General features: G+C 71.5%; 28 protein-coding genes. 11 read left to right on the top strand and 17 right to left on the bottom strand.

Annotated features, from left to right (window positions below; translation table 11 throughout):
- Positions 1-121: 121 nt before the first annotated feature.
- Both eno and IE317_RS06670 read right to left on the bottom strand, forming a co-directional pair.
- On the bottom strand, positions 122-1,408 hold the full coding sequence (gene eno, locus IE317_RS06675) for a phosphopyruvate hydratase (RefSeq protein WP_191307267.1): 1,287 nt from the start codon (positions 1,406-1,408) through the stop codon (positions 122-124).
- Positions 1,409-1,472: 64 nt separating this feature from the next.
- A complete protein-coding gene (locus tag IE317_RS06670) occupies positions 1,473-1,934 on the bottom strand; it encodes a VOC family protein (protein WP_191307265.1) in 462 nt (153 codons plus the stop codon).
- 72 nt (positions 1,935-2,006) lie between these two features.
- Here IE317_RS06670 and IE317_RS06665 point away from each other — a divergent pair, with 72 nt between their 5' ends.
- Positions 2,007-2,411 carry a tetratricopeptide repeat protein gene (locus IE317_RS06665; protein WP_091318052.1) on the top strand — a complete coding sequence of 135 codons (405 nt, stop codon included), beginning with the start codon at positions 2,007-2,009 and terminating at the stop codon, positions 2,409-2,411.
- A 188-nt stretch (positions 2,412-2,599) separates the two neighbouring features.
- On the opposite strand, the gene IE317_RS06660 is transcribed toward IE317_RS06665, so the two are convergent.
- Complete coding sequence (locus tag IE317_RS06660; protein ID WP_191307262.1) at positions 2,600-3,073, bottom strand: TetR/AcrR family transcriptional regulator; 474 nt, start codon at positions 3,071-3,073, stop codon at positions 2,600-2,602.
- A 2-nt stretch (positions 3,074-3,075) separates the two neighbouring features.
- On the opposite strand from IE317_RS06660, the gene IE317_RS06655 reads away from it, so the two are divergent.
- Positions 3,076-3,309 (top strand): hypothetical protein, encoded by a 234-nt coding sequence (locus IE317_RS06655; RefSeq protein WP_191307260.1) that lies wholly within the window; start codon positions 3,076-3,078, stop codon positions 3,307-3,309.
- Here IE317_RS06655 and IE317_RS06650 read toward each other — a convergent pair.
- Positions 3,299-4,045, bottom strand: a complete 747-nt coding sequence (locus IE317_RS06650; RefSeq protein ID WP_191307339.1) for a murein transglycosylase — start codon at positions 4,043-4,045, stop codon at positions 3,299-3,301. The two genes, IE317_RS06655 and IE317_RS06650, sit on opposite strands and share 11 nt — an antisense overlap.
- Before the next feature lie 366 nt (positions 4,046-4,411).
- Between IE317_RS06650 and efeU the strand changes: the two genes are divergently transcribed.
- The 6 genes from efeU to IE317_RS06620 are packed head-to-tail and all read left to right on the top strand — an operon-like array spanning position 4,412 to position 9,841.
- Positions 4,412-5,257 carry an iron uptake transporter permease EfeU gene (gene efeU, locus IE317_RS06645; RefSeq protein ID WP_191307258.1) on the top strand — a complete coding sequence of 282 codons (846 nt, stop codon included), beginning with the start codon at positions 4,412-4,414 and terminating at the stop codon, positions 5,255-5,257.
- Positions 5,254-6,399 (top strand): iron uptake system protein EfeO, encoded by a 1,146-nt coding sequence (gene efeO / locus IE317_RS06640; RefSeq protein WP_191307256.1) that lies wholly within the window; start codon positions 5,254-5,256, stop codon positions 6,397-6,399. The genes efeU and efeO overlap by 4 nt, the downstream gene beginning before the upstream one ends.
- The gene (gene efeB / locus IE317_RS06635) at positions 6,396-7,655 is read left to right on the top strand and encodes an iron uptake transporter deferrochelatase/peroxidase subunit (protein WP_191307254.1); all 1,260 of its coding nucleotides are present in this window, start codon (positions 6,396-6,398) and stop codon (positions 7,653-7,655) included. Before efeO ends, efeB begins: the two co-directional genes overlap by 4 nt.
- 57 nt (positions 7,656-7,712) lie before the next feature.
- Positions 7,713-8,282: a TetR/AcrR family transcriptional regulator gene (locus IE317_RS06630; protein WP_191307252.1), complete on the top strand. Its 570-nt coding sequence runs from the start codon at positions 7,713-7,715 to the stop codon at positions 8,280-8,282.
- Entirely contained in the window at positions 8,279-9,412 is a 1,134-nt protein-coding gene (locus IE317_RS06625; RefSeq protein ID WP_191307250.1) for a GDSL-type esterase/lipase family protein, read from the top strand. Before IE317_RS06630 ends, IE317_RS06625 begins: the two co-directional genes overlap by 4 nt.
- Positions 9,413-9,430: 18 nt before the next feature.
- Positions 9,431-9,841 carry a PPOX class F420-dependent oxidoreductase gene (locus IE317_RS06620; protein WP_191307248.1) on the top strand — a complete coding sequence of 137 codons (411 nt, stop codon included), beginning with the start codon at positions 9,431-9,433 and terminating at the stop codon, positions 9,839-9,841.
- Positions 9,842-9,890: 49 nt separating this feature from the next.
- Here the strand turns inward: IE317_RS06620 and IE317_RS06615 are convergent, their stop codons facing one another.
- Positions 9,891-11,123: an HNH endonuclease signature motif containing protein gene (locus tag IE317_RS06615; RefSeq protein ID WP_191307246.1), complete on the bottom strand. Its 1,233-nt coding sequence runs from the start codon at positions 11,121-11,123 to the stop codon at positions 9,891-9,893.
- Between the two features lie 119 nt (positions 11,124-11,242).
- On the opposite strand from IE317_RS06615, the gene IE317_RS06610 reads away from it, so the two are divergent.
- Complete coding sequence (locus IE317_RS06610; protein ID WP_191307337.1) at positions 11,243-11,821, top strand: IS5 family transposase; 579 nt, start codon at positions 11,243-11,245, stop codon at positions 11,819-11,821.
- Here the strand turns inward: IE317_RS06610 and IE317_RS06605 are convergent.
- From IE317_RS06605 to IE317_RS06575, 7 genes are read right to left on the bottom strand one after another with little or no spacing between them, the layout of a single operon-like run.
- Positions 11,818-12,381 carry a hypothetical protein gene (locus tag IE317_RS06605; RefSeq protein WP_191307244.1) on the bottom strand — a complete coding sequence of 188 codons (564 nt, stop codon included), beginning with the start codon at positions 12,379-12,381 and terminating at the stop codon, positions 11,818-11,820. The two genes, IE317_RS06610 and IE317_RS06605, sit on opposite strands and share 4 nt — an antisense overlap.
- Positions 12,378-13,730, bottom strand: coding sequence for a hypothetical protein (locus tag IE317_RS06600; protein ID WP_229902510.1), 1,353 nt, complete (start codon positions 13,728-13,730; stop codon positions 12,378-12,380). Before IE317_RS06600 ends, IE317_RS06605 begins: the two co-directional genes overlap by 4 nt.
- Entirely contained in the window at positions 13,730-14,533 is an 804-nt protein-coding gene (locus tag IE317_RS06595; RefSeq protein ID WP_191307240.1) for an ABC transporter ATP-binding protein, read from the bottom strand. The genes IE317_RS06600 and IE317_RS06595 overlap by 1 nt, the downstream gene beginning before the upstream one ends.
- An 11-nt stretch (positions 14,534-14,544) precedes the next feature.
- Entirely contained in the window at positions 14,545-15,360 is an 816-nt protein-coding gene (locus tag IE317_RS06590; RefSeq protein WP_191307238.1) for a zf-HC2 domain-containing protein, read from the bottom strand.
- Positions 15,357-15,908, bottom strand: a complete 552-nt coding sequence (locus IE317_RS06585; RefSeq protein WP_191307236.1) for an RNA polymerase sigma factor — start codon at positions 15,906-15,908, stop codon at positions 15,357-15,359. Before IE317_RS06585 ends, IE317_RS06590 begins: the two co-directional genes overlap by 4 nt.
- A gap of 54 nt (positions 15,909-15,962) precedes the next feature.
- A complete protein-coding gene (locus tag IE317_RS06580; RefSeq protein ID WP_191307234.1) occupies positions 15,963-16,895 on the bottom strand; it encodes a MazG family protein in 933 nt (310 codons plus the stop codon).
- The gene (locus IE317_RS06575; RefSeq protein WP_229902509.1) at positions 16,892-17,953 is read right to left on the bottom strand and encodes a SurA N-terminal domain-containing protein; all 1,062 of its coding nucleotides are present in this window, start codon (positions 17,951-17,953) and stop codon (positions 16,892-16,894) included. The genes IE317_RS06580 and IE317_RS06575 overlap by 4 nt, the downstream gene beginning before the upstream one ends.
- Before the next feature lie 85 nt (positions 17,954-18,038).
- Between IE317_RS06575 and IE317_RS06570 the strand changes: the two genes are divergently transcribed.
- Positions 18,039-18,446 carry a hypothetical protein gene (locus IE317_RS06570; RefSeq protein ID WP_191307230.1) on the top strand — a complete coding sequence of 136 codons (408 nt, stop codon included), beginning with the start codon at positions 18,039-18,041 and terminating at the stop codon, positions 18,444-18,446.
- Here IE317_RS06570 and IE317_RS06565 read toward each other — a convergent pair.
- The 3 genes from IE317_RS06565 to IE317_RS06555 all read right to left on the bottom strand — a co-directional run bounded on the left by IE317_RS06565 (position 18,430) and on the right by IE317_RS06555 (position 24,102).
- Positions 18,430-19,425, bottom strand: coding sequence for a Scr1 family TA system antitoxin-like transcriptional regulator (locus tag IE317_RS06565; protein WP_191307228.1), 996 nt, complete (start codon positions 19,423-19,425; stop codon positions 18,430-18,432). The genes IE317_RS06570 and IE317_RS06565 overlap by 17 nt on opposite strands.
- An 84-nt stretch (positions 19,426-19,509) precedes the next feature.
- Positions 19,510-23,064, bottom strand: coding sequence for a transcription-repair coupling factor (gene mfd / locus IE317_RS06560; RefSeq protein ID WP_191307335.1), 3,555 nt, complete (start codon positions 23,062-23,064; stop codon positions 19,510-19,512).
- Between the two features lie 120 nt (positions 23,065-23,184).
- On the bottom strand, positions 23,185-24,102 hold the full coding sequence (locus IE317_RS06555) for an LLM class flavin-dependent oxidoreductase (protein WP_191307226.1): 918 nt from the start codon (positions 24,100-24,102) through the stop codon (positions 23,185-23,187).
- A gap of 74 nt (positions 24,103-24,176) precedes the next feature.
- Here IE317_RS06555 and IE317_RS06550 point away from each other — a divergent pair, with 74 nt between their 5' ends.
- Complete coding sequence (locus IE317_RS06550) at positions 24,177-24,950, top strand: helix-turn-helix transcriptional regulator (RefSeq protein ID WP_191307224.1); 774 nt, start codon at positions 24,177-24,179, stop codon at positions 24,948-24,950.
- Here IE317_RS06550 and IE317_RS06545 read toward each other — a convergent pair.
- Together IE317_RS06545 and IE317_RS06540 are read right to left on the bottom strand one after the other, a co-directional pair.
- Positions 24,926-25,405 (bottom strand): DedA family protein, encoded by a 480-nt coding sequence (locus IE317_RS06545; protein WP_191307222.1) that lies wholly within the window; start codon positions 25,403-25,405, stop codon positions 24,926-24,928. The genes IE317_RS06550 and IE317_RS06545 overlap by 25 nt on opposite strands.
- Positions 25,377-25,973 (bottom strand): class I SAM-dependent methyltransferase, encoded by a 597-nt coding sequence (locus IE317_RS06540; protein ID WP_191307220.1) that lies wholly within the window; start codon positions 25,971-25,973, stop codon positions 25,377-25,379. Before IE317_RS06540 ends, IE317_RS06545 begins: the two co-directional genes overlap by 29 nt.
- Between the last annotated feature and the right edge of the window lie 15 nt (positions 25,974-25,988).

The raw sequence follows: 25,988 nt of genomic DNA, 5'->3' as shown, positions 1-25,988 counted from the left end.
GATCCCGGGCTCCCCGCGCGGCCCGCGTCGGGGCGGCGGGTCCGCGCGGGGCCACCGACCCGCGCCGAACCGCCGCCACCGCCGCGGCGGCCGCGTGTCCTCCCCCGGTCCGCCATCGGCGTCAGGCCTCGGCGGTGAACCGCGGGAAGGCCAGCTCGCCGGCGTACCGGGCGGCGTCACCGAGGGTCTCCTCGATGCGCAGCAGCTGGTTGTACTTGGCGATCCGCTCGCCGCGGGCCGGGGCACCGGTCTTGATCTGGCCGACGCCGGTGGCGACCGCCAGGTCCGCGATGAACGTGTCCTCGGTCTCGCCCGAGCGGTGGCTCATCATCGACTTGTAGCCGAACGACGTGGCCAGCGAGATCGCGTCGAGCGTCTCGGACAGGGTGCCGATCTGGTTGACCTTCACCAGCAGCGCGTTGGCGGCGCGGCGGGTGATGCCCTCCTCCAGGCGGTCCGGGTTGGTGACGAACAGGTCGTCGCCGACGATCTGGACCTTGTCGCCGACGTCGGCGGTCAGGGTGACCCAGCCGTCCCAGTCGTCCTCGCTCAGCGGGTCCTCGATCGACACCAGCGGGTAGTTCGCCAGCAGCTCGGCGTAGTAGGCCGACATCTGCTCGGCGCTCTTCTTCGCGCCTTCGAAGGTGTACGCGCCGTCGGCGAAGAACTCCGTCGCGGCGACGTCGAGCGCCAGCGCGACGTCGCGGCCCGGGGTGTACCCGGCCTTCTCGATGGCCTGGACGATCAGGTCGAGCGCCTCGCGGTTGTTGCCGAGGTTCGGCGCGAAGCCGCCCTCGTCGCCGAGGCCGGTGGCCAGGCCGCGGCCCTTCAGCACCGACTTCAGCGAGTGGTAGACCTCGGTGCCCCAGCGCAGGGCCTCGCGGAAGGTCTCCGCGCCGATCGGCGCGATCATGAACTCCTGCACGTCGACGTTGCTGTCCGCGTGCGAACCGCCGTTGAGGATGTTCAGCATCGGCACCGGCAGCACGTGCGCGTTCGGCCCGCCCAGGTAGCGGAACAGCTCCAGCTCGGCCGACTCGGCGGCGGCCTTCGCGACGGCCAGCGAGACGCCGAGGATGGCGTTCGCGCCGAGGCGGGACTTCGCCGGCGTGCCGTCGAGGTCGACCAGCTTCTGGTCGACGATCCGCTGGTCGACGGCCTCGATGCCGACCATCTCCGGCCCGATCTCGTCGAGCACCGCGGCGACCGCGCGCTCGACGCCCTTGCCGTTGTAGCGGCCGGTGTCGCCGTCACGCAGCTCGACCGCTTCGTGCTCACCGGTCGACGCCCCCGACGGGACCGCGGCCCGCGCCAGGGTGCCGTCGTCGAGAGCCACCTCCACCTCGACGGTCGGGTTGCCGCGCGAGTCCAGAATCTCGCGCGCGCCTACCTGCTCGATGAGAGCCACGCCATGCTCCTCGGTGAATCGTGCCTGCCTGCGGTTTCGTGCCCAGCCTAGCCGTCTCGGGAGTTCACCCGTTGGAGGACTCACCGCCCGCGCGGACCTCCTGCCAGCCCGGCGGCAGCTCGACGACCTCCGACGTCTGCTGCCAGAACGTCCAGCTGTTGCCGCCGAGATCGGCGACGGTGAACACTCGGGCACCGTAGGGCTGGTCCTGCGGCGGCTCCAGCTCGCACTCGTCACCCAGGGCGGCCTCGACTCGCGCGTACGTTTCGTCCACGTCGTCGACGTAGACGATGTTGAGCTGGCCGACCGGCCCGTCGACGCCCTTGGCCTGCCAGTAGTCCGGGCCGACGCCCGCGAGCTGGATCCGCGCCTCGCCCGCGCGCAGCGTCGCCTGGAACACCTCGCCGGCGCCGTCGCAGAACCGGACCTCCTCGGTGAAGCCGAAGACCCTGGTCAGCCAGGCGAGCGCCGCCGTGGCGTCGGAGTAGTAGAGGTAGGGCGCCAGGCCCCGGTACCCGCTGCTCATGGCGGCACAGTCCATCACGTCCCGTTCGGAGGCGTGTGCATCCCCCTCTCCACGGGTAACGTGGGAGCGACCATGACGGACGCCGCAGCTGCTTCGCAGCCTCCCGAGGAGTCGCGGTTCCATGCCTTCCGCCAGGCCGAAGACCTGGTCGGCCGCCGTCGTCCGCTCGACGCGCTGAAGGCGCTGCAGCCCCTGCTCGAATCCGAAACGGACAAACCGTCGGTGCACCTGCTGGCCGGGCGCGCGTACTTCCACTCCGCCCAGTTGCGGCGCGCCGAAGAGGCGTTCACCCGGGTGCTGGAGCTGGACCCGACGGACCACTACGCGCGGTTCATCCTGGGCCGCACGCTGCAGCGCCTCGGCCGGTTCGTCGAAGCGCTGGCGCAGATGCGGATGGCCTCGGCGATGAACCCGGTGCCGGAGTACCTCGAGGCGATCAGCGAGGTCAAGGCGCACATCGCGTTGCGCGAGCCCTGAGCGGACCAGGGCCGAACGGCCCGGGTGACCTCAGCCGTTCGGCCGACCGAGCGGGGCCCCTCGACCGATGTCCCGCACCCCCTTGCCCGGCGATGCTGGTTCCAGACCGAAACCGGGAGGAACCACGATGTCGATCTTCGCCACGCTGGGCGCGTACGCCGGGCTGCTGCTGCTCGTGCTGATGGCCGTCACGCCGCTGATCGCCGACCGCGAACTGTGACCCCGTCGAGCAGCAGATCCGCGACCTGCTCGCCGGCCAGGCCGGGGGTGCGCAGCGTGCCGACGATGGCCTGCGGAAGCAGCTGGGCCGGGAGATCCGCCCGCAGGACACCGAGGTCCTGACCGCGCCGGACCAACCCGAGGACCGTCCGCTGCAGCGCCCGCCCCTCCGGCGACGCGAGCGGCCGGACGTCGTGTTCGGCGACGAGCAGCGGGTACCGCCGCGCGATCGCAGCCATCTCGACGATCAGCACGCGCAGGCCGGCGACCGGATCGTCCACCGGGTTCGCCGGGATGGCCTCGCGCGCTTCCACCGCGGCGACGTCGAAGATCGCCCGGCGCAGCGCGTCGCGTCCGGGGTATCGCCGGTAGACGGTCAGCCGGACGACACCGGCTTCGTCGGCGATGCGCTGGATCGTCGCGCGCGGGTCTTCGGCCAGCACCCGTGCGGCCGCGCAGAGCCGGCGATCCGGCCGGCCTGCCCGGTCTCCTCTCGATGCACCTGCTGCACAGCCACGACGGCACGCGCGTGATCAACCAGATGCGCTGGACCGGTGAAGCGGCGCTTGGCGCGGCCACGCGGGAAAACGCGGCGATCGCCGCGACCGTGCGGCGGGTTGGCGAACTCGTCGAGGGCGCCGGGCCCGACCGCTACGACGTCCTCACCCTCAAGGGCTGACGCTCGCTTCCGCGTAGGCGTCCGCCGCGCTGAAGACGTCCTGGCCGTACGCCAGGGCCTGGTTGTAGAACAGGATCGCCCGCCACCAGCCCGCCGGGGTGCCCAGGTCGTCGCCGCCCGAGCACAGGAAGCGGGCCGCCGTGAAGGCCGCGTCGTCGATGTTCTGCGGGTCCGGAGCGCCGCCGTCGCCGTTCGCGCGCTCCTGGTACTTCTTCCACGTCGACGGCAGGAACTGCAGCGGGCCGATCAGGTGGTCCCACGACTTGTCGCCGTCGAGCTTGCCGCCGTCGGAATCGTGCACCGCCGGGACGCCCGGTGAGCCGTCCAGCGGCGGGCCGACCACCGGCTTCACCACCCGGCCGTCCGCGCCGATCGCCGCGAGGTCGAACTCGCCGCGCTCGTTCTCGACGCGGCCGATGCCCGCGAGCGTCGCCCACGAGAGGTGGCACGTCGGTTTCTGGCGCTGCATCCACATCTCCGCCCGCCCGTACGCCGCCAGCACGCGCGCCGGGACGTGCGTCTTGCCCGCGACGCGGGTCGCCCACGCGTCCAGCTCGGCCTGGTCGGACACCTGCGGCCGGTCGACCGGCGCGGCGAGCCCGGCCCGCGGCGCTTCGGCGCCGGGCTGCGGGCGCTGTTCGGGGATGGCCAGCGCCGGCTGGACCGGCGGGGACGCGGTCGGCGCGTCCGGGTTTTCGACACCGATGGTGACGACGAGGATCACGCCGGTGAGCACGAGCCCCAGCGCGAGGGCGATCCGGCCGACGTACCGCCTGGGCGGCCCGCCCGGGGGCGGCGACGGAGGCGTGACGGTCGGCTGAGCGGTATCGGCCACTCGAACAGGTTACGGACGCACTCAAGAGGGTCCCTCGGACGACTGACCAGGCAAGAGGACAGTAAAGCCGGGCCCACTGCCTGCGAAATCACAGAATTCGTTATGGAGTCGACGCGCAAGCCCCTGACCTGCGGTTACCCTAACCTAACTTCCAGTCTGCGTCCCATTTGTCCGGTTGCATCGTTTCGAGCGGGCGGCCGTGCGCTGGACTTACAGGTGAGCCTTACCTAAAACCATCACGGAAGCAGAACTCAGGGAGGCGGACCGGTGTTGTTCTCGAGCGCGCTGATCGGGCTGCGCGAAGGCCTGGAAGCCGCGCTGGTCGTCAGCATCCTGGTGGCCTTCCTCGTCAAGACCGAGCGGCGGCACGCGCTGCGCTGGGTCTGGCCGGGCGTCGGCGCCGCGGTGCTGCTGTCGGTCGCGGTCGGCGCGATCCTCACCTACACGACCGCCCAGCTGTCCTTCGAACACCAGGAGCTGCTCGGCGGCAGCCTGTCGATCGTCGCCGTCGTGTTCGTCACCGCGATGATCTTCTGGATGCGCAAGGCCGCCAAGAGCATCGCGGCCGAACTGCGCGGGAAGATGGACGACGCGCTGAACGTCGGCCCGGCGGCCGTGCTGCTGCTGTCGTTCCTCGCGGTCGGGCGCGAAGGGCTCGAGACCGCGGTGTTCTTCTACTCGACCGTCCAGGCCGCGCAGTCGAACACCGTGCAGCCGCTGATCGGCTTCGCCATCGGCATCGCCGCCGCCGTCGTGCTCGCCTGGCTGCTCTACCGGGGCGCGGTGCGGTTCAACCTGACGAAGTTCTTCACGATCACCGGCGTCCTGCTGGTCTTCGTCGCCGCGGGAGTGCTCGGCTACGGCCTCCACGACCTGCAGGAAGCCGCCTTCCTCCCCGGCATCGACACGCTCGCCTTCGACGCCTCGGCCACGCTGCCCGAGACGTCCTGGTACGGCGCGCTGCTGAAGGGCATCTTCAACTACTCGCAGCAGACGACCGTGCTGCAGGCCATCGCCTGGGTCGCCTACGTCGCCGTCGTGCTGCCCCTCTTCCTCAAGCCCAGCAAGAAGACCGCGCCGGCGCCCGCCGCCGCGGCCGCCTCGAAGGAGTGACCGTGCGCAAGACCCCCTCGCTGGCCGTACTGGCCGGTGCCGCCATGCTGGTGACGCTGACCGCGTGCGACAGCAAGAGCGACTCCGCGGGTGCCGCGGCCGACGGCGGGCCGATCAAGGTCTCGGCGTCGGACACCGCGTGCGAGGTCTCCGCGACCACGGCCAACGCGGGCAACGTGACCTTCGAGATCACCAACAAGGGCACGAAGGTCACCGAGTTCTACCTCTACGCCGAGGGCGACCGGATCATGGGCGAGGTCGAGAACATCGCGCCCGGGCTGAACCGGCGGCTGATCGTCGAGGTCGCCGACGCCGGCAAGTACCAGACCGCGTGCAAGCCCGGCATGGCCGGCAACGGCATCCGCGGCGACTTCACCGTCACCGGCGGCGTCGCGAAGCAGAACGACACCAACGCGCAGAAGGCGCAGGCGACCAAGAGCTACGCGGACTACATCGCCAACAACACTTCCGCGCTGCAGGACGAGACGGCGAAGTTCGCCGACCTCGTGAAGGCCGGAAAGGTCGACGAGGCGAAGGCCGCGTACGCGCGCACCCGCGTCTACTACGAGCGCATCGAGCCGGTCGCCGAGAAGTTCGGCGACCTCGACCCGGCGATCGACGTCCGCGAGGCCGACCTCGAGCCCAACCAGCAGTTCACCGGCTTCCACCGGCTCGAGAAGGACCTGTTCCAGACCGGCCTGCAGCCCGACAGCGCCCAGATCGCCGACAAGCTCGTGACCGACGTCAAGGACCTGGTCGCCAAGACCAAGACGCTGGAACTGTCCGCCTTGGACCTCGCGAACGGCGCCAAGGGCCTGCTCGACGAGGTCGCGACCGGCAAGATCACCGGCGAGGAAGAGGCCTTCTCGCACACCGACCTCTGGGACTTCCAGGCCAATGTGGACGGTTCGAAGGGCGCGATCACGTCGCTGCGGCCGGTCCTGCAGGCCAAGGACCCCGCGCTGGTGGCCACGCTGGACAAGGAGTTCGCGAACGTCCAGGGCCTGCTCGACAAGCAGCGCGCCGGCGACGGCTTCAAGCTGTACACCGAGCTTTCCCAGGACCAGGTCAAGGAGTTCGCCTCGGCCGTCGACGCGCTGAGCGAACCGCTGAGCAAGGTTGCGGAGGTCGTGTCGAAGTGACGTCCACCGGGGGCACGCGCGTCTCGCGGCGGAAGCTCTTCGGCCTGGCGGGCGCGGGTGTCGCGCTCGCCGGGGCCGGGGCCGCCGCCGGCATCGGGATCGACAAGGCGACGAGCGGCAACGCCGAGGCGTCGACGAACACCGTCGACTTCCACGGCGAGCACCAGGCCGGGATCGTCACCCCCGCGCAGGCCAACCTGCACTTCGCGGCCCTCGACGTCACGACGAAGGACCGCGAGAAGCTGCGGGCCCTGCTCAAGACGTGGACCGACGCGGCCCGCCGGATGACGGCGGGCCAGGAGGTCGTCGCGAACGGCGCGGTGGGCAGCGGCGCGTACGCCCCGCCCGGCGACACCGGCGAGGCGCTCGACCTGCCGCCGTCGAACCTGACGCTGACCATCGGGTTCGGGCCGTCGCTGTTCGACGACCGGTTCGGCCTGGCCGGCAAGCGCCCGCCGCAGCTGATCGACCTGCCGCTGTTCCCGAAGGACAAGCTCGACCCGGCCCGCAGCGGCGGCGACCTGTGCATCCAGGCGTGCGCGGACGACCCGCAGGTCGCCGTGCACGCGGTCCGCAACCTGGTCCGGCTCGGCTTCGGCGTCACCGAGGTCCGCTGGTCGCAGCTCGGCTTCGGGCGCAGCTCGTCGACGTCGCGGGAGCAGCAAACGCCGCGGAACCTGTTCGGGTTCAAGGACGGCACGAACAACATCAAGGCCGAGGAACCCGACGTCCTGCGCGATCAGGTCTGGGCCGAGCCGGGCGACGGGCAGGCCTGGATGGCCGGTGGCTCGTACCTGGTGGCGCGCCGGATCCGGATGCACATCGAGACGTGGGACCGGGAGACCCTCGACGGCCAGGAGAAGATCATCGGCCGCACGAAGGGCACCGGCGCCCCGCTGGGCCAGACCGCGGAGTTCGACGAGCTGGACCTCGACGTCGGCGGCGAGGGCGGCGAGAAGCTGATCCCGGAGGACGCGCACGTCCGGCTCGCCTCGCACCAGGCGTTGAACGGCATCCGGATCCTACGGCGGGGGTACAACTTCGTCGACGGTTCCGACGGCGTCGGGCACTTGGAGGCGGGGCTGTTCTTCCTGGCGTTCAACCGCGACACCCGGAAGCAGTACGTGCCGATGCAGCAGGCGCTGTCGTCGAAGGACGCGATGATGGAGTACGTCCAGCACACCGGTTCCGCGCACTTCGCGATCCCGCCGGGCGTGACCCGCGAGTCCAGCTGGGCGGACGCGCTGTTCTCCTGACTTGCCTAAAGTCTTTAGGTTGATCTAGCCTGGCTTTAGGCGAGCTGGAGAAGGCTGATGGTTCGGGCGGGATTGACGACGGAACGCGTGGTGCGGGCCGGTGCGGAGCTGGCCGACGAGGCCGGCTTCGACCACCTGACCCCGTCGGAGCTGGCGCGGCGGCTCGGCGTCCAGGTCGCCAGCCTGTATTCGCACGTCAAGAACGCCCACGACCTGCGGACGAAGGTCGCGCTGCTGGCGCTGGACGAGCTCGCCGACCGGGCCGCCGCCGCACTGGCGGGCCGGGCCGGGCGGGACGCGCTCGTCGCCTTCGCCGACGTCTACCGCGACTACGCCCGCGAGCACCCCGGCCGGTACGCCGCCGCGCAGCTGCGGCTCGACCCGGAGACCGCCGCCGCGAGCGCCGGTCCCCGGCACGCCGAGATGATGCGCGCGATCCTGCGCGGCTACGACCTGACCGGGCCGGACGAGACCCACGCCGTGCGGTTGCTGGGCAGCGTCTTCCACGGGTTCGTCAGCCTCGAAAACCAGGGCGGGTTCGACCACAGCTCGCCCGCCGCGCCCGAGAGCTGGGTGCGCATCCTCGCCGCTCTCGATTGCCTTCTGCGTGATTGGCCCCGATCGTGATCGACATCCCCCTGACCGCGGAGCTCGTCCGCGGCGCCCTCGAACTCGAACGCACCGAGCGCGGCCTGGTGGCCCACCGGCTCCCGGCTCGCGCCCGGGAGCAGAACAGCGACCCGCGGCTCGCCATGGCCGAGGCGCAGCCCGCGGGCGTCCGGCTGCGGTTCCGGACCCGGGCCGACGTCGTCGAGCTGGAGACGCTGCGGACCAAGCAGGTGTACGCCGGCGCCCCGCCGCGGCCGGACGGCGTGTACGACCTGCTCGTCGACGGTTCGCTGACCGCACAGGCGAGCGTGTCCGGTGGCAACACCCTGGACGTCGACATGGTGACCGGGGCGTCGTCGCTCACCGCGGGTTCCCCCGGGGTCGTCCGGTTCGCGGGGCTCGGCGGGCAGCCCAAGGACGTCCAGATCTGGTTGCCGCACAACGAACTCACCGAGCTCGTCGCCCTGCGCACCGACGCGCCGGTCGAGGCGGTGCCCGCCGGCCGGGTGTGGCTGCACCACGGCAGCTCGATCAGCCACGGCTCGAACGCGGCGAGCCCCGCGACGACGTGGCCCGCGCTCGCCGCCACTGCGGCCAGCGTCGACCTGGTGAACCTCGGCTTCAGCGGCCAAGCACTGCTCGACCCGTTCACCGCGCGGGCGCTGCGGGACACGCCCGCCGACCTGATCAGCGTCAAGCTGGGGATCAACGTGGTCAACGCGGACCTGATGCGCCTGCGCGCGTTCGGGCCCGCGGTGCACGGGTTCCTCGACACGATCCGCGACGGGCACCCGGACACCCCGCTCGTGGTCGTCTCGCCGCTGTACTGCCCGATCCACGAGCAGACACCGGGGCCGGGCGACTTCGACCACGAGGCGCTGGCCCGCGGCGAAGTGCGGTTCGTCGCGACCGGCCGGCCGGGTCCGGGCAAGCTGACGCTGGAGATCATCCGCGACGAGCTGGCCCGGATCACTGCGCAGCGGCAAGCGTCGGACCCGCACTTGAGCTACCTCGACGGCCGGTCGCTCTACGGCCCGGAGGACTTCGCGGAGTTACCGCTGCCGGACGACCTCCACCCGAGCCCGGCGGCCCACCGCCGGATCGGGGCGCGGTTCGCCTCGCTGGTGCTTGACTTCAAGGGAGCTTGAAGTTGGACGCTGGGGCGCATGTTCACCGAAGCAGAACTCGCCTACCTCGCCGCCCAGCCCCTCGGCCGGCTGGCGACCCAGCAGCCCGACGGAACCCTCCAGGCCAACCCGGTCGGCTTCCGCTACAACCCGGACGAGCAGACCATTGACGTCACCGGGCACAACCTCCGCAACAGCAAGAAGTTCCGCAACATCGCGACGCACGACCGCGTGGCGTTCGTCGTCGACGACCTGCCGTCGACAAACCCGTGGCGCGTGCGGTGCCTGGAGATCCGGGGCCGGGCCGAGGCCCTGGTGGGGGTGAACCTGCCGGACAACCACTTCGACGACGCGGTGATCCGCATCCACCCGGAGCGGATCCTGGCCTTCGGTGTCGAGGACTGGGACCGGGAGCCGCTGGAGCTGGAGACGAACATCCGCAACGTCTGAAGGCGCGGGTGTGGACCCGTAGCCGGGTGGCTGCGGGCCTTTCCCGTGTTCACGCTGCGAAGGGCAGCGGTTCGTGCAGGTTGTTGCGTCGGGGTTTTCGGCGGCGGTCGATGAACTCTGGTGGGAGGAACTCCGGTAGGCCGTCGGCGGCGATGCGGACTTCCCAGCCCGATCGGTGCAGGAGTCGGTGGTGGTGAGCGCACATCAACACCAGATTGCCCAAGTCAGTCGGTCCGCCATCTGCCCAGTGGCGGATGTGGTGCCCCTGGCAGTGCCGGGGTGGCCGATGGCAGCCCGGGAACGCGCAACCTCGGTCGCGGAGAAACAGGGCGCGGCGCAGGCCCGCGGAGATCAGGCGGCGGAGGCGGCCGAGGTTGAGGGGTTCGCTCTTCGCGCCGAGGACCGCGGGGATGATCATGGCGTCGCAGGCATGCACCCGCGCCTCGGCAGCCGAGATCGTGCCGGTGTCGCCGAGGGTTGCCGTGCCGACGCCGGTCTTCAGGTCATCGAGGGAGACCGCGACCATGACGTGGGCTCGTTCCCCGGTCCGCATCGGCAAATCCGGAGAGTTCAAAGCCAGGTCGACCGCGTCGGAGAAGGCATCCCCGTAGCGCTGGGGCAGGGTTCGCAGGTCGGGACCCTCATCACCGGTCCGGCGCTCGGCCAGAGCATCCAACAACGCACTGGCGCGGGTACCGGTCTCGTCATCGAACCGGCCGCTCAGCTCCCAGAACCCGGATCGCTTGCGGCGCAGGAACAACTCCCGCGTCGGAGCGACGGGTTCGGTGTCGACAGGCTCCTGACCGTCGGGGTTCAGGTGGGCCAGGATCCGAGCCCCCAGCGCAGCGACCTGCTTGTGCCCGGCCTCGGCAGCGAAAGAAACAAGGTGGGTCTCGGCGCTCTCCCGGTGCTCCACAGGAACCTCGGCGAGCACACCCGTGATCACATCGATCATCGGAGTGCTCAACTGCCCAGCGAGAGCAGCAGCACCGGTGGCGGGCGCCAATGCGGGGATCGGGCTGCCATCAAGGTTGCAGCCCGGATTCAACAGACGGGCGCGTTTCACCAACCGTTCAGCAGCAGCCTTGGGGATATCGGCGAGGTGTTCCAGCAGCCGGGCAACAGAGCGATACCCGAACACCTCCATCACTCCGCGCTGCTCGATCTCCACCAGCAACGCCCCAAGCCCCGCTTCAGCCGACCGCATGCACGCGACGAACTCACCGATGCGGTCGGCAAGAGCCACCGCCTCGGAGGAACAGCAAGTCGCTTTGTCGGACATAACTCAAGATTACCGAGATTCGAACACATGTCATCACTCGATCAGGTATGTCCACATGCGACTGTCTGGGCCGCGGAACAGCCCTAGAGCGTGTCTGATAAACGTGCGCGCGCGGGCGCATCCGCACGCCACCAACATCACCCGCTCCACAGGAGGCTGGGTGGAACTACACGGATCTGCTGAGCGAGCCGCCTGACCACGCGATCGGCCGTTCCCGCGGCGGGTGGAGCACCAAGGTGCACCATCTCGTCGACGGCAACGGCCGGCCGCTGGTGGCTCTGGTCGGTCCCGGGCAGGCCGGGGACGCACCGATGTTGCCGCATCTCATGCGGCATCTGCGCATCCGCCGTGCGGGACGTGGCCGGGCCCGTACCCGGCCTGACCGGGTCCGCGGTGACGAGGCATATTCCTCGCGGGCGATTCGCGGGCAGTTGCGCGCCCGCGGCGTCACTGCGGTGATTCCGGAGCCGGCCGATCAGGCGGGGCATCGCAAACGCCGCGGTTGCCGCGGTGGTCGACCACCGGCCTTCGATGCGGTCGATTACCGCGGCCGCAACGTCGTCGAACGACAGTTCAACCTGCTCAAACAGTGGCATGGCCTGGCAACTCGCTACGACAAGCTCGCCATCGTCTCCCGATCAGCGGTCGCCCTGCACGCGGTGTTCACCTGGACCAAGGCATTGTCAGACACGCCCTAGCGGCGGCCGCCGCGGAAGGTGTAGGCCGCCGCTCCGGCCACGGCCAGGACCACGGCCGTCCAGGTGGCCGCGGGGGTCTCCGGGGGTTGCAGGAGCCATGCCACGATTCGGTTCGCCGTGGTGTCTTCGTGCGGGACGAACGGGCTGATCGCGCACCAGAGCAGCGGGAGCGTCCAGCCGAACTGGCCGCCGCCGATCGTGGCCGCGAGGCCCGCCAAGCCCAGGAGGCCCGCCGCGTCGCGGGCGATGATCGACCACGTCACCGTTGACGTACCCAGCTGCTGGACCGCCAGCACCGCTCCGCCGGCCGCGAGGCCGATCAGCGCCAGGTGGGCGAACCGGCGGATCGGCCAGGGCAGCGCCGCCGCCCGGTCGAGGTCGGGGTCCTGGCCGCTGAGCCCGATCGCCGCCACCGCGACGCCCGCGGTCAGCGTCAGCGTGAGTGGCAGCGTCGACCACGAGTCGCGCGCCAGGAACCACAGGCCGGCCGTCGCCACGAGCAGGGCCGTGAACGCCGCCGGGACCTGGCGCGACCGCGCGTAGAGGGCCGCCCACCTCATCGCATGGCTCCCGGGACCAGCGCCTCCATCGGGTCGCTCCGGCAGGTCGAAAGCACCCGGCGCAGCTCGACGATCCGGGCGAGCTGGACCTCCGGCGGCAAGGCGCGGAACTTCGCCCACGCCTGCTCGACCGGGCCGTCCTGGACGACGACCCACCGCGCACCGAACTCGGGCAACGGCTTCAGCTCACCGGTGAAGTACGCCGCGCCGATCATCCGGGCGCCCCAGTCGGTCAGGCTGCCGCCGGTCGGGCGGTCGCACGAGGGCAGCCCGGCGCCGGACAGCACCGCGAGCTTCAGGTCGTCGGCACCCGCCCTGAGCAGGACGTCGTTGCGCTGGAAGTCCAGGTAGACGACACCGGGATCGCGGGGAACGGGCGCGGTGAACGAGTTCGGCGCGATCTGCTCCTCGACCCGGGTCGGGGCGCCGGGCACCTTCGCCAGCATGGCCAGCGCTTCGCGGGCCGGCCCGGCCAGTGCGGCCAGCCTGTCCTCGTGTGCCCGGCTGACGCAGATCGGCCCGTCGCAGATCTTCCGGGCGGCGACGCTGTCGGGGACCAGGAGCCCGTCGGCGGACGCCGGGAAGACCGGCACGGCGATCGCGGCCCCGGCCACCACCGGGAGCAGACCGAGGAGCCGCGCCCGCGCGGACTTCGCCGCCAGCAACAGGAATCCGGTGGCGGCGAGGCCCGCGAACCACACCACCTGCCCGACGTCCACCGAAGCGGCCGTCGTCACCAGCGCACCCCGTGGCTCCCCCAACGCCGGTACCAGCAACCCGAACCGGCTGTAGGGCCCCAGATCCCCTTCGAGCGACGTCCAGGCCGTGATCGAACCGGCGAGTGTCACCACCGCCAGCGCGGGCGCGGTCAGCGGGTGCGGCAGCAGCCGCCCGATCCCCAGGCCGAGCCAGGTGCCCGCCACCACGGCGAGCAGGCCGACGAGCACCACCGGCACGAAGGCCGCGGAGACGAACCCGCCGTGGCCGAGCACCTCGACGAAGCCGACGCCGAACACCACCAGGTACCCGAGCGCGCTCAACGCGCCGACGGCACCGGCCAGTTTCGCGGCCCGGTGCCAGGCCGGGCGGGACGTCGTGGCCAGCAGCTCGACCATGCCGGACCGGCTGTCGCGCATGCCCTGGATCGCTCCGGCGCCCGTCGTGATCGGCCACCCGAACACGAGCAGGAACCGCAGCCACAGCGCGGTGGTCGTGGTCTGCCCGGTCCACGGCGCCGGCACCTTCCACCACGGCCCGGGCAGCAGGAACAGGAAGCCGAGCGAGACCGCGACCAGCGCCAGCCCGGCCCAGGGCGCGATCGAGCGCCGCAGTTCGGTGCGCAGGACCATCACCACGCCCCCTTGCCCTGCTCGTGGTTGAGCAGCGCGGAATAGCCGCGCTCGATCGGGCTGTCACCCGTGTGCTCCGAGGTGCCCGCGGCCGCCAGTTCGTCCGGCGTTCCCTGGAACACCAGCTTGCCCTCGGCGAACAGGACGACGTCGGAGCACGCCGTCGCCACGTCTTCGACGAGGTGCGTCGAGATCAGCACGCACGAGTCCCGGCCCACCTCCTGCACCAGCTCGCGGAACCGCACGCGCTGCGCCGGGTCGAGCCCGGCGGTCGGCTCGTCCAGCAGCAGGATGTCCGGGTCGTTGACGATCGCCTGCGCGATCCCGACCCGCCGCACCATGCCGCCCGACAGGGTCTTCATCCGGTCGTCCGCGCGGTCGGCGAGCCCCACCCGCTCGACCGCGCGCTGCACCGCGCCGGGGATGTCCTCTTTGGACATCTCCTTGAGCCAGGCGATGTACTCGACGAACTCACGGACGGTGAACCGCTTGTAGAACCCGAAGTTCTGCGGCAGGTAGCCGATCCGCCGGCGCAGGCCGCGCTGCCCGGTGTGCCCCCCGACCGGCGCACCGAGCAACGACAACCTGCCCTCCGCCGGCCGGAGCACCGTCGCCAGTGCCCGGATCAGCGTCGTCTTGCCCGCGCCATTGGGCCCGAGCAAGCCGTGCACCCCCTTGCCGAGCGACAGATCGAGTCCGTCCACGGCCAGCTTCCGCCGCCCCACCCGCACCTTCAGCCCCTCGGCCCGGATCTCCCAGGCGTAGGCCGTTGGCGCGACCTCGGCGGCTCCGACAGCACGCATGTTCTTCCTCCCTAGTTGCGCGCGCCGAGCCGGGTGAACGCGCCCTTGTGCAGGACCACGACCACCGTCGTCAACGCGAAGATCCCCGCCCACACCGGCAGCGCGCCGGTGGTGAGCGCAAACGTCTCGCCCCGCTCGACAAGCGTGGGCAACACGACGACCGCCACCCACACCGCGATCAGCGCGTACGCCGCCCGGCTGACCCCGACCAGGCCGCCGAGCGCGAGCGTGCCGGTGGTGAAGGCCAGGCTCGGCAGCAGCCAGAGCGCCGGCGCGGTGCCGGTCAGCCACCCGGCGACCGCCAGCACCGGCAGGACGACGGCGAGCACCGCCACCGTCCGCCGGACGACCAGGTAGAGCCCGGCCCGCGGCGTCGCGGTGACGACCTCGTAGGCCGGATCGAGCCCCCGCGCCCACGACGCGGCGACCCCGAGCACCGGCAGCACCGGAGCGAAGAGCTGAACGGCCGCCACGTCGAGCACCGCGTGCCAGACGCCGTCGAGGAGGACGGCGACCAGGGTGACGGCCACGATCATCGCCAGCCACGGCGCCATCGCGGGCGTGACCCACGTGTCGAGCCACCGGGCCCGGCGCCTGCGCCGCCGGGGGGTGGCAGGCGCGTGGAACGGGCCCGCCGGCAGCAGGACCTCGACCGAAAGCCGGTTCCACACCATGTCCACCACCGGCTGCACCGGCGCCACCTCGGCGAGCCGCGCCCGGCACACCGGGCACGCCTCGAGATGGGCTTCGAGGCCCCACAGCTGATCACCCGGGAGGTCTTCGCCCGCCACATAGGCGGCGATGAGCCGCTCCGGCGCGTGGTTCATGACAGTGCCTCCCGCAGTGCGATCCGCGCCCGGCGCGCGCGGGTCTTGACCGTGCCCTCCGGCAACCCCAGCAAGACGGCCGTCTCCCGGACGGTCAGGCCGTCGAGCACCATCGCCTGCAGCACCGCACGCAGCTCCGGCGCGAGGTCGCGCAGCGCGGTGCCGACCTCGTCGCCGATCGTCGCCGCCAGCAGCTCGTCTTCGGCCGCGGCCACCGGGGCGGCGTCGAGGGCCACCTCCGGGGGCAGCTGGGCGTGGTGCGCGCGGCGCCGGAACGCGTCGACCAGCCGGCGCGCGGCGATCGTCCACACCCAGCCGACCGCGCTGCCACCGGCCGCGGTCCCCGCGAAGGACGCCGCCGCCCGCCAGACGGCCAGGAACGTCTCCTGCATGACCTCGGCGACGATCTGCTCGTCGGCGCACCGGCGGCGCAGGCGCACGGCGAGCCAGGGCGCCGTGCGGCGGTAGAACTCCTCGAACGCCGCGCGGTCGCCCTGGGCCGTGCGCCGGACGAGGTGTTCCTCGTCGGCGTTCTCCCATGCGCTCACACCAGGCAAGACGCCGGGCGAGCCGAACCGGTTCTCACCCGAATGTGTGCTACGTCACATCGGACGCGGGGGCCAGAACTTCCGCCAGCCGTCGGCTTCCAGGGTCGTCGGCTCCAGCCCGGCGTCACGGGCGGCCTGCTCGGCGGCCTGGATGTCCTTCGCGAACTGCTTCGCCAACGCCCTCAGCTCGCCCTCGGCGTCGACGCCCGCCCGGCGCGCGGTGGCCGCGATGCGGAACAGCTGGGCGGCCGCCCCCGTCCCCTCGGGGAACAGGTCGAGCGGGATGCCCGCGCGCCCGGAGCGCTGCCCCAGCTTGCCCGCCAGCGCGACGGCGGGCTGGCCGAGCGCTACGCCGTCCACAATGGACCGGCGCTGCTTCTCCTGCTGCTTCAGCTCTTCCCACTTGAGGTTCTGGTGCTCGACGGTGTGCACCTCGTCGGCGTCGGTGAAGACGTGCGGGTGCCGGCCGACCAGCTTCGCGACGAGCGCCGCGGCGACGTCGTCGATGCCGAACGGGTCGTCCGCGTCCTCGGCCGCGACCCGCGCGTGGAAGAGCACCTGCAGCAGGACGTCGCCGAGCTCTTCGCGCAGCGCCTCGCGGTCGCCTTCCTCGATGGCGTCGAGCAGCTCGTAGGTCTCCTCGACCAGGTACTGCCGCAGCGAATCGTGCGTCTGCACCGCGTCCCACGGGCAGCCGCCCGGCGAGCGCAGCCGGTCCATCACCTCGGCGGCCTCGACCAGCGGCGGCACCGGCGTCTCGATGACCTCCGCGCCGGTCGCGATGAGCAGCGACGCCGCGGGCTCGTCCCGGGACCCGGCGAGCAGCACGACGTCCTTCAGCGAAGGCGCCTCGGTGATGGCCGGGACACCGAACGCGGCCGGATCGACGTCCGTGGCCGCGTAGACGGCGGGTGACTCACGCAGGATCTTGAGCGCCGCACCGGGCAGCGTCGTCCCGCGGACGACTACGACGACACCCGTGCTCACTGCTTGGCGCTGCCGGACCCACCCGGGGGCAGCACGAGGCCCTCGACGGAATCCTGGTTCGGCACGACGTTCATGCCCACGACGTCCCAGACGCCGTACCGCTTGTTGACCCGCACGCCGAGCTTGTCGAACAGCGGCTGCAGCTGCCGCATGCCGATCGCGGTCTTGGTCGCGGCGTCGAGCTCCGGCACCTGCTCGGTGGCGACGGTCCGGTCGTCCGTGCGCTGCCGGACCACCGCGACGAGCCAGGTGCCCTGCAGCTGCTCGCGCGGGTCGGGGACGGCCGTGACGGTCCCGGCGGGCGAGCCGAAGATCGGCGTGGAGGCGAGGGCACCGGCCTGCGCGGCGGGCACCGCTTCGCCGAGGCCGGTGAGCGGCGGGATGCTGTCGACGTTGTTGCCCGCCGCCTTCGCCTGCTGCCGCGCCTGGGCCTCGTACTGGACGTCGGCGCCGATGCGCTGGGTCGCGGCCGCGGGGTTGGCGGCGAACTGCCGGGCGAGGTCGAGGGCCGCCTTCTTCGCTTCGGGTCCCTGGAGCGTGGAGCCGGTGTTCGGGTCGGGCAAGGTGCCGATGGTCGTGAAGTCGAAGGTGACCGCCAGGTTCGGGATCGCCTTCTCCGCCAGCGCCTGGGCGAGGTAGGTGTCGGTCAGCGACTCGCGGTGGTCACGCGAGCGGGCGACGACCTGGCTGACGGCCTGGGCCTCGTTGCTCGCGTCGGCGGGGACCGGACCGTTGAGCGGGTCTTTGGCCAGCTGGGCGTCGATTTGCCCGTAGTTGGGCTTGATGCCCTGCTTTTCGGCGGCCTGGAGGAGCAGCTCGTGGAGGACGAGCTGGGTGACGGCCGCCCGGCCGACCTCTTCGAGCTTGTGCTCACCGGCGAGCTTCTGCGCGTACGGCTGCTCGCGGACGGCCTTGTCGATCAGGTTCTGCACCTGGTCGATGGAGACGGCGTGGTCGCCGATGACGGCGGCGGCACCGACCTGGCTGGGGCCCGAGCCGCACCCGGCGAGGAGAAAAGCACCGGCAACGACCGCGACCAGCGCGCGAGGGCGCCCCATGATCCGCATCACAGGCCATACCCTCTCACACCATCGCCCCCGAAACGCAACACCCATGGGGTCCCGGCGGCGGTAATGTCGACTTATGGACCATTGGCTGACCATCGAAGTGTTCGACGGGGAGCAATCGGCTTCGCTGTGGCGCCTGGAACGAGGGGACGCACTCACCGAAGCGGCGCTGACGAACGGCGCTGAGCAGTGGGTTTGGCACGAGCACCGCTGGGGCGTGGTGCTGGAGATCGAGTTTTCGACGGAGGAGAGGCGCGACGCGTTCAGGGGGCTGCCGGTCGTGACGGCGGCACTGGACGCGGTCCCGGACCCGGCGCGCGGGCTGCTGGTGTACCCGGGGCGGGGCGGAGGTGCGGGGTCGCGGATGCCGCGGCACCCCCGGCCACTGCCGATGGCGGGTGCCGGGGCGGTTCCGGTGCCGGTGGAGTCGGTGCGGATGGGGTTGGCGGAGCCTTTGCCGCCGATGTTCAGCGAAGTCGGGTAAGGAGTTCGCGCCAGGTTGCGGTGGAGGCGGTGAGGATGCCGCCTTCACGGTCTTTGGTGTCCCGGATCAGGACAGGCCGGTCGAGGGCAACCTCGACACAGTCGGCTTGACTGCTGTGCGTGCTCTTCCGCCACTTTTCCGGCATGTCCACTCCCGGGAGCTCTCGCGCGAGTCGAGTGATGAGCATGCGTGATTCTGCCTCATCGAGAGCGGTCTTCGCGAGTGCTCGAAGAATGCGGCGGTAGGCCGAAATTTCGCGGGGTTCCTCCAAGTAGAGGGCGGAAACTTCGCTCTCCAAGTAGATCACCGGCCGGAACGAATCCGACTCCACCAGCTGGAAGTCCCCGGCGAGCCCGGCATGACCGCCGGTTGCGGGAATCACCCGGATGGCCGCGTTGTCGCGGACTTTCGCCAGGTTGTGGAGCTGGGCGCGCATGACCGCGGGCGTGGGACCGACCGGCAGGCGCAGGGCGAATTCGTGGAGGTAGAAGCTGAACCGCGCGCGGGGACGAGTGAGGATGGCCTGGCGGGACAACCGGGTGAACACGTGCTCATCCACCTGGTCGGGGTCGCACGGATGGCCCATTTCGTTCGCGAGGGCCCGGGCGTAGTCGGCGGTCTGGAGCAAACCCGGGATGACCACGCCGTGGAAAGACGAAATGGCGGTGGCCTGCTGCTCGTGCGCGATCAAGGTGCGGAGGTTCCCGGGATTTTCGAGCAGGCCCGGCTTGCGCATTTCGTCACCGAGGGCCATCAACTCGTGGTATTCCGCACCTCTGACCCCCAGCACCGTGAGAAACCGGGCCAAGTTCACCGGGTCCGGGCGGGCTCGGCCGCGGGTCACCGCCGAGACCCACTGCGCGCTCATCTCCAGGCGCCGGGACATTTCCCGGACGCCCCAGCCCTTCTCCGCCATGCGCTGGAGCAGCCGGTCGCCGAGCTGCCGGGCCCGGATGTTCGGCTCGCGATATTCCGCCATGGGCCGAACGTAGAGCCGCCGGCAAGGGAAACCGAGGCGCCACAACGGAAAGTCCCCCGAAATGGCGCCGGTGTCCACCCTGCCTTACACGGCCGCCGGCTTCTTCGTCAGCTGGAGCAGCAGTTTCGTGCACCAGTCCAGCAGCTCTTCGTCCCGCAATGTCGGGGCGCCGATCCGCCCGCCGGCCGGACCTTCCGTCGGCTTCGGGACCGAGACCGTGTTCGTCACCGCCTTGTACACCGCCTTCGGGTACAGGCGCTTCAAGCGCACCATCTGCGAGTCCAGCAGTGGCAGCGGCGCGAAACGGATCGTGTTGCCCTGGACCGCCACTTCCGTCACGCCCGCCTCACGGCAGGTGTGCCGGAAGCGAGCCACCGCCAGCAACCGGTTGACCGGCGCCGGCGGCTGGCCATACCGGTCGATGAGCTCCTCGCGGACCGCGTCCAAGCCCTCCGTGTCCGGCGCTGCCGCGATCTTGCGGTACGCCTCCAGGCGCAACCTTTCCCCTGGCACGTAGTCGTGCGGGATGTGGGCGTCGATCGGGAGGTCGACGCGGACTTCCGCCAACTCCTCCTCCTCGGAAGTCTCCGCGCCCGCGTGCCGCCGGAACGCGTCGACCGCTTCGCCGACCAGCCGCACATACAGGTCGAAGCCGACGCCCGCGATGTGGCCCGACTGCTCCGCCCCCAGGATGTTGCCCGCGCCGCGGATCTCGAGGTCCTTCATCGCGACCGCCATGCCCGCGCCGAGCTCGGTGTTCTGGGCGATCGTGGCCAGCCTGTCGTGGGCGGTCTCCGTCAGCGGCACCTCCGGCGGGTACAGGAAGTACGCGTACCCGCGCTCGCGGCCACGCCCGACCCGGCCGCGCAGCTGGTGCAGCTGCGCCAGCCCCAGCAGGTCGCCGCGCTCGACCAGCAGCGTGTTGGCGTTCGAGATGTCGAGCCCAGTTTCGACGATCGTGGTGCAGACGAGCACGTCGTACTCGTTCTCCCAGAAGCCCTGGATGATCTTTTCGAGCTTTTCCTCGTTCATCTGGCCGTGCGCGGTGACGACCCGAGCCTCCGGCACCAGCTCGCGGATCCGCCGCGCCGCCTTCTCGATCGACGACACGCGGTTGTGGACGTAGAACACCTGGCCGTCGCGCAGCAGCTCACGCCGGATCGCCGCGCCGACCTGCTTGTCGTCGTACGCGCCGACGTACGTGAGGATCGGGTGGCGGTCTTCCGGCGGGGTCAGGATCGTCGACATCTCGCGGATGCCCGCCAGCGACATCTCCAGGGTGCGCGGGATCGGTGTCGCCGACATGGTCAGCACGTCGACGTGCGTGCGCAGCGCCTTGATGTGCTCCTTGTGCTCGACGCCGAAGCGCTGCTCCTCGTCGACGATCACGAGGCCGAGGTCCTTGTAGCGGATGCCCGTCTGCAGGAGCCGGTGCGTGCCGATGACGATGTCGACCTCGCCCGCGGCGAGCTGCTCGAGGATCAGGTCGGACTCGGCCTTGTTCGTGAAGCGGGACAGGCCCTTGATCGTCACCGGGAACGACCGCATGCGCTCGGTGAACGTGTTCAGGTGCTGCTGGGCGAGCAGCGTCGTCGGCACCAGCACCGCGACCTGCTTGCCGTCCTGGACCGCCTTGAACGCGGCGCGGACCGCGATCTCCGTCTTGCCGTAGCCGACGTCGCCGCAGATGACGCGGTCCATCGGGACGCCGCGCTCCATGTCCGCCTTGACCTCGTCGATCGCGGCCAGCTGGTCGTTCGTCTCCGTGAACGGGAAGGCGTCTTCCAGCTCGTGCTGCCACGGCGTGTCCGGGCCGAACGCGTGCCCGGGCGCGGCCTGGCGCGCCGCGTACAGCTGCACCAGCTCCGCGGCGATCTCCTTGACCGCCTTCTTGGCCTTGGCCTTGGTGTTCTTCCAGTCGGAGCCGCCGAGCTTGTTGAGCGTGGGCAGCTCGCCGCCGACGTACCGGGAGACCTCGTCGAGCTGGTCGGTGGGCACGAACAGCCTGTCGCCCGGGTGGCCGCGCTTGGACGAGGCGTACTCCAGCAGGAGGTACTCGCGGGTGGCGCCGGCGACCGTCCGCTGGACCATCTCGACGAACCGGCCGATGCCGTGCTGGTCGTGCACCACGTAGTCGCCGGCCTTGAGGGCCAGCGGGTCGACCGCGTTGCGCCGCCGGGACGGCATCTTCGTGTTGAGGTCCTTTGTGGACGTTCCAGCGCCCGCCCCGCGGCCGGTGAGGTCCGCTTCGCTGAGCACGACCAGGGCGCGCTCCGGCGAGATGAACCCGTCGGTGAGGCCGCCGCAGGTGACCGTGACCACGCCCGCGGCCGGCGGCTTGGCCAGGCCGTCGCCGGCCTGGACCGCCGGGACGTCGGCGCTGGTGAGCTGCTCGACCGCGCGCGCCGCGGTGCCCTGGCCGGCGACGACGAGCACCGCCGTGCCGCCCGACGCCGTGTGGGCGCGCAGGTCGGCCGTCGCTCGCTCGAGCTCGCCGCGGTAGGCCGGAGCGGCCTCGACCGAAACGCGGTAGACGTCCGGGTCTTCGCTGGTCAGCTGAGTGATCGTCCACCAGGCACGCTTGGTGTCCTGCGCGTGGGAGGCGATCTCGTCGAGCCCGCGGTACGCCGAAGCGCCGAGGTCGATCGGGGCCTGGCCGCCCGCCGCAGCCGTCGTCCAGGACGCTTCGAGGAACTCCTGGCCGGTGCGGACCAGGTCGGCGGCGCGGGCGCGGATCTTCTCCGGATCGGTGAGCAGCACGTGGGTGCCCGCCGGCATCGCGTCGGTGAGCAGCTCCAGCTCGCCTTCGCAGAGGACCGGGATGAGCGCCTCCATGCCCTCGACCGGGATGCCGTCGGCGAGCTTGGCGAGCATTTCGGCCAGGTGCGCGTCGGCTTCGTACGTCTTCGCCAGCTCCGCGGCCTTCTCCTTGACCGGCTGGGTGAGCAGCAGCTCGCGGCACGGCGGCGCGGTGACCCGCGGGATCTCGCCGGGCAGGGACCGCTGGTCGGAGACGGCGAACGCACGGATCTCGCTGACCTCGTCGCCCCAGAACTCCACCCGGACGGGGTGCTGGGCGGTGGGCCCGAACAGGTCGAGGATGCCGCCGCGGACGGCGAACTCGCCGCGCTTCTCGACCATGTCGACGCGGGTGTACGCCAGCTCGACCAGCCGTTCCAGGAGCTCCTCGAACGGGGTTTCCTCGCCGACGACCAGGTCGATCGGCTTCAGCGAGCCGAGCCCGGGCGCCATGGGCTGGATCAGGCTGCGGACGGTGGCGACGACCACGCGCAGGTCGTCTTCGCCGGTCTTCAGCCGGTGCAGCACCTCGAGGCGGCGGCCGACGGTGTCCGCGCGCGGGGAGAGGCGTTCGTGCGGGAGGGTCTCCCAGCTCGGGAAGTCGGCCACCTTGCCGCGGCCGAGCAGCGCGCCGAGGGACGCGGTCAGCTCGTCGGCCTCGCGACCGGTGGCGGTGACGGCGAGGACGGGCTTGGCCGCGCCTTCATCGGCGGCGACGGCGGCCGCGACGAGCTGCCGGGCGGCGATCGGGCCCTGGAGCTCGAGCAGCGGCGCGCCGGCGCGCTCGACCACGCCGCGCAGGGCCGGGTCGGGAAGGATGGCGGTGAGGAGTCCGGACAGTGGAGCGTCGGTCACGGTCCCAGCCTACGTGCCACCCCCGACAACTTCCCGATCACCGCTGGTCGTGAGTGAGAAACAGGGTTGGAACACTGTTTCTCACTCACGAGAGCCGCGGCAGGCTCAGCTCCGGAGGATTCCCACCACCTCGGCCAGGCGGGGCAGCTGCTCGTCGAACACCTTCGGGTCGGTGCTCGCGATCCGCAGGAGGAAGTGCTCCACGCCTTCGTACTCCCGCAGCTGCGCGGCCACTTCCGCGGCGCTGCCGGTCACCTGCATCTGGATCCCCTGGACGAACGCCGCCGGGCGCCCGTAGTTCTGCCGGCAGTACTCCTCCAGCAGCTCACGCCCGCGCGCCGGATCGTCCTCCACCAGGACCGTCGCGAACAACGCCGGGGTGACCGGGCGCGACGCCGTCGAGCGGATGCGGGCCAGGCCGGAGCCGTAGTCCGCGGGATCCGGCGGGTACGGCAGCCAGCCGTCGTACAGCCGGCCGACCCGCTCCAGCGCGCCCGGGGTGTACGCCGCCAGCCACACCGGCGGGCCACCCACCCGAGCCGGCGCCGGGAACACCGGCAGGGAGTCGTGGTGCAGCACCGAGCCGTGGAACGACGAAGCGCCGCTCCAGGCCGCGCGCCAGAGCGCCACGATGTCGTCCAGGCGGGCCCGGCGGCGCTCCCACGGGACGCCCGCGAGCGCGAACTCCGGCTCGCTGCGCCCGGCGAACCCGGCCCCGACGGCCACGGTGAGCCGTCCCTCGCTGAGCAGGTCCAGCGACAGCAGCTGGTTGGCCGTCAGAATCGGGTTCCGCAGGGCCGGGAGCAACGCGGCCGTGCCCAGGGTGACTCGCGAAGTCCGGGCGGCGAAGGCGGCCAGGACGGCGAGCGCGTCGAGCGGAGCCTTCGCGAGGGTGTCGCCGACCCAGACCGAGTCGAGGCCGAGTTCTTCGGCGGCGACGGCGGTGGCGACCAGCTCGGGCGCGGTACGCCCGGCGTCGAGGATGGGCTGGTAGGTCGGGATGACCAGGCCGTAGTTCGTCATGGCCGAAGCGTCGCCGGAACGGGGTATGCCTTCAATTCCCCCCGGGGAATGGACCGGCCGAGCAGGATGGACCCGTGGACTTCGGAACGGCGCTCAAGGACTGGCGCACCCGGCGGCGGATCAGCCAGCTCGACCTCGCGCTGCGCGCGGGCACGACCCAGCGGCACGTGAGCTTCATGGAAAGCGGGCGTTCGGTGCCCGGCCGCGGCATGGTCCTGCGCGTCGCCGAGTCGCTCGAACTGCCCCTGCGCGAGCGCAACGGCCTGTTGCACGCCGCCGGCTACGCGCCGACGTACCCCGAAACCCGGCTCGACGACCCGGCGATCCGGCCGGTGCTCGACGGGCTGCGGCGGCTGCTCGACGGCCACCGGCCCTACCCCGCGATCGTCGTCGACCGCTACGGCGTGCTGGTCGCCGCCAACGACGGGTTCCGGCTGCTCACCGAGGGGGTCTCGGCGGAGCTCCTGCGCGAGCCGGTGGACACGCTCCGGCTCGCGCTGCACCCGCGCGGGATGGCCCCGCGCGTGCGCAACCTCGACGACTGGGCGCGGCACATCCTCGAGCGCATCCGCAACGACCTCGCCCGCACGCCCGACGACCGGCTGGCCGCCCAGCTTGCCGAGCTGGAGGGGTACCTGCCCCCGCCGCCGTCGCCGGGCCCGGAGCACCTGGGATTCGCGGTGCCGGTCCGGCTGGCCACCTCGCTCGGCGAACTCCGGCTGATCACCGCGATCACGACGTTCGCGACGGCGGCGGACGTCACCGTGTCGGAGCTGAAACTGGAGACGTTCCTGCCCGCGGACGCCGAGACCGCGGAACGCCTTCACAGCACCAGCGCCGTCGTGTGACCCACCAGCAGCTCCACGCTCGCCCACAGCACCGCCGCGCACACGCTGCCCGCCGCGAACCGGCGGTACGGCATCGCCGCGGAGCCCGCGACGCGCGGCACCAGCGTCCGGACGCCGGCCAGGCAGCGGCCGGCGATCACCGCCGGGACGCCGTAGCGGGCGACCGCCCGTTCCACGCGCTGCCACCGGTCCCGGTGGGACAGCCGCGGTCCCCAGCGGCGTCCTTCGAGGTAGGCGAGCTGGTCGCCGAGGACGGCCGCGGCGACGGCGACCACCCAAGCGAGCCCGAGGTGGAGCGTGCCCCGCTCGGCGAGGAAGCCCATCAGCAGCAGCGCCGACAACGTCGGCAGCACGATTCCCGGCAGCAGCGCGGTTTCCGCCGTGATGACCAGGGCGCAGACGAGGTAGACGACGAGCGGGGGCGCGTCAAGCAGGGGCCGCAGCAGGCTGTCCACGCCGGGCCCTCCCCACCGTCACCGGCAGTGCCGCGCGGTAGACGAACGCGGGCGGCAGGTTGCCCCAGACGATCTGGGTGCGCTCGACGACAGCGAACCGGCTTCGCAGCGACGCGGCGAAGCGGCGTGCGGGTGGCGTCCAGGCCGCGTGGGCGTACGCGAAGGTCGTGAAGCGGCCGTTCGGGGCGAGTCCGGCGGTGACCGCGTCGAGGATGCGCTGCTGCCGTGCCGCGGTCATGGCCGTCCACGGCAGACCGGAGACGACGACGTCGACGTCGGCCAGGGCGAGGTGTTCCGCCGAGCCGGTGACGACGTCGACCTGCGGAAAGCGCTCCCGCAGCGCAGAGGCGAAACGCGGGTTGATCTCGACGGCCGTGAAGCGCGCTTCGGGACGAAGCAGCCCCAGGACCGCTTCGGTGAACACGCCGGTGCCCGGCCCGAGCTCGGCGACGCGGGCCGCGCGTTCCAGGCCCAGGCCCGCCGTCATCTCTTCGGCCAGCCGCGGCGAGCTCGGCGCGATCGCGCCGGTCAGCACGGGGTGGCGGAGGAATTCCCTGGTGATCGACATGGCCCCGACGCTAGG

This window comes from Amycolatopsis bullii (assembly GCF_014654205.1).
GTDB classification, from domain to species: domain Bacteria; phylum Actinomycetota; class Actinomycetes; order Mycobacteriales; family Pseudonocardiaceae; genus Amycolatopsis; species Amycolatopsis plumensis.
Note: the sequence above shows the minus strand (reverse complement) of the source record. Positions and strands in the feature narration are given on the sequence as shown.

Excerpts from the sequence above, each read along its gene's own strand:
- IE317_RS06665 (WP_091318052.1), top strand. The coding sequence starts at position 2,007 with ATGACGGACGCCGCAGCTGCTTCGCAGCCTCCCGAGGAGTCGCGGTTC.
- IE317_RS06590 (WP_191307238.1), bottom strand. The coding sequence starts at position 15,360 with ATGAACCACGCGCCGGAGCGGCTCATCGCCGCCTATGTGGCGGGCGAA.
- IE317_RS06615 (WP_191307246.1), bottom strand. The coding sequence starts at position 11,123 with ATGTCCGACAAAGCGACTTGCTGTTCCTCCGAGGCGGTGGCTCTTGCC.
- IE317_RS06570 (WP_191307230.1), top strand. The coding sequence starts at position 18,039 with ATGGACCATTGGCTGACCATCGAAGTGTTCGACGGGGAGCAATCGGCT.
- IE317_RS06540 (WP_191307220.1), bottom strand. The coding sequence starts at position 25,973 with ATGTCGATCACCAGGGAATTCCTCCGCCACCCCGTGCTGACCGGCGCG.
- IE317_RS06565 (WP_191307228.1), bottom strand. The coding sequence starts at position 19,425 with ATGGCGGAATATCGCGAGCCGAACATCCGGGCCCGGCAGCTCGGCGAC.
- IE317_RS06620 (WP_191307248.1), top strand. The coding sequence starts at position 9,431 with ATGTTCACCGAAGCAGAACTCGCCTACCTCGCCGCCCAGCCCCTCGGC.
- IE317_RS06575 (WP_229902509.1), bottom strand. The coding sequence starts at position 17,953 with ATGGGGCGCCCTCGCGCGCTGGTCGCGGTCGTTGCCGGTGCTTTTCTC.
- IE317_RS06670 (WP_191307265.1), bottom strand. The coding sequence starts at position 1,934 with ATGAGCAGCGGGTACCGGGGCCTGGCGCCCTACCTCTACTACTCCGAC.
- IE317_RS06595 (WP_191307240.1), bottom strand. The coding sequence starts at position 14,533 with ATGCGTGCTGTCGGAGCCGCCGAGGTCGCGCCAACGGCCTACGCCTGG.
- IE317_RS06605 (WP_191307244.1), bottom strand. The coding sequence starts at position 12,381 with ATGAGGTGGGCGGCCCTCTACGCGCGGTCGCGCCAGGTCCCGGCGGCG.
- IE317_RS06555 (WP_191307226.1), bottom strand. The coding sequence starts at position 24,102 with ATGACGAACTACGGCCTGGTCATCCCGACCTACCAGCCCATCCTCGAC.
- IE317_RS06600 (WP_229902510.1), bottom strand. The coding sequence starts at position 13,730 with ATGGTCCTGCGCACCGAACTGCGGCGCTCGATCGCGCCCTGGGCCGGG.
- IE317_RS06630 (WP_191307252.1), top strand. The coding sequence starts at position 7,713 with ATGGTTCGGGCGGGATTGACGACGGAACGCGTGGTGCGGGCCGGTGCG.